This window comes from Pseudomonas fontis (assembly GCF_028656955.1).
Taxonomy (GTDB): Bacteria; Pseudomonadota; Gammaproteobacteria; order Pseudomonadales; family Pseudomonadaceae; genus Aquipseudomonas; species Aquipseudomonas fontis.
Genome location: NZ_JAMDGY010000072.1, coordinates 1 through 1,826, shown reverse-complemented (window position 1 = coordinate 1,826; position 1,826 = coordinate 1). Strand labels below are relative to the sequence as shown.

1 protein-coding gene is annotated in these 1,826 nt (G+C 60.3%); it reads left to right on the top strand.

Going from position 1 to position 1,826, the window contains the following annotated elements; genetic code table 11:
* A partial coding sequence (locus tag M5G11_RS20815) for an immunoglobulin-like domain-containing protein (RefSeq protein ID WP_337994925.1) occupies positions 1 to 1,826 on the top strand: 1,826 nt, incomplete at both ends.

Here is a 1,826-nt window from a genome sequence, read left to right as displayed (position 1 = left end):
GTGAAGATCGACACCGCTACGGGTGGCGATTTCGAGAAGCTCGACCTCAACGGCACCCCTACCGTGACTGCGGTCACCGATACCACCGACACCAGCACCGTGACCCTGACGGCTGCGCCGAGTGTGGTTGAAGGTGGTTTCGTCACCTACACCGCTTCGGTTACTGCCCCAGTGACTGGCTCGCCGGTGACCGTGACCTTGGCCAATGGCCAAACCATTGTTATCCCGGTTGGCGCCAGCTCCAACTCCGTGGACTTCAAGGCACCCGATAACGCCCTGAATACCAACGTCGACCTGACCAACAGCATCACCAAGGTTGAAGGCGGTAACTACGAGAAGCTGGAGCACTCGACCGACACCGTCACCACGACAGTGACTGATGATCCGTCGACTCCAACGGCAACCGGTCTCTCGCTGACCGCGACCGGCTCGGTCGCTGAAGGTGGCCAGATCGTCTACACCGCGACCTTGACCAATGCCGCTGGCAGCCCGGTAACCGTGACTCTGTCCAACGGACAGGTCATCACCATCGCGGCAGGCCAGACCAGCAATAGCATTTCGGTTGCTGCTCCATCAGACAGCGTCTATCTGGACGCCGGCAATGTCAGCGTGAAGATCGACACCGCTACCGGTGGCGATTTCGAGAAACTGAATGTTAGCGGTGACGCGGCGGTGACTGCGGTCACTGACACCACCGATACCAGCACCGTGACCCTGACAGCTTCGCCGAGCGTGACTGAAGGTGGCTTTGTCACCTACACCGCTTCGGTTACTGCCCCAGTGACTGGCTCCCCGGTGACCGTGACCTTGGCCAATGGCCAGACCATCGTCATCCCGGTTGGCGCAAGCTCCAACTCCGTGGACTTCAAGGCACCCGATAACGCCCTGAATACCAACGTTGATCTGACCAACAGCATCACCAAGGTCGAAGGTGGTAATTACGAGAAGCTGGAGCACTCGACCGATTCCGTTACCACTACCGTGACCGACGATCCGTCGACGCCAACGGCAACCGGTCTCTCGCTGACCGCGACCGGCTCGGTCGCCGAAGGCGGCCAGATCGTTTACACCGCGACCCTGAGCAATGCCGCTGGCAGCCCAGTGACCGTGACCCTGTCCAACGGACAGGTCATCACCATCGCGGCAGGCCAGACCAGCAATAGCATTTCGGTTGCTGCCCCGGCAGACAGCGTCTACCTGGACGCCGGCAATGTCAGCGTGAAGATCGATACCGCCACCGGTGGCGATTTCGAGAAGCTCGACGTCAACGGCACACCTGCCGTGACTGCGGTCACAGATACCACCGACACCAGCACCGTGACCCTGACGGCTGCGCCGAGTGTGGTTGAAGGTGGTTTCGTCACTTACACCGCGTCGGTCACTGCCCCAGTGACAGGTTCCCCGGTGACCGTGACTTTGGCCAACGGCCAGACCATCGTCATCCCGGTTGGCGCAAGCTCCAATTCCGTTGACTTCAAGGCTCCAGACAATGCCCTGAACACCAACGTCGACTTGACCAATAGCATCACCAAGGTTGAAGGCGGCAATTACGAGAAGCTGGAGCATTCGACTGACACCGTCACCACCACAGTGACTGATGATCCGTCGACCCCGACTGCAACTGGCTTGTCGCTGACCGCGACCGGCTCTGTGGCTGAAGGCGGCCAAATTGTTTACACCGCGACCCTGACCAACGCTGCTGGCAGCCCAGTGACCGTGACTCTGTCCAACGGACAGGTCATCACCATCGCCGCAGGCCAGACCAGCAACAGCATTTCGGTTGCTGCCCCGGCAGACAGCGTCTACCTGGACGCCGGCAATGTCAG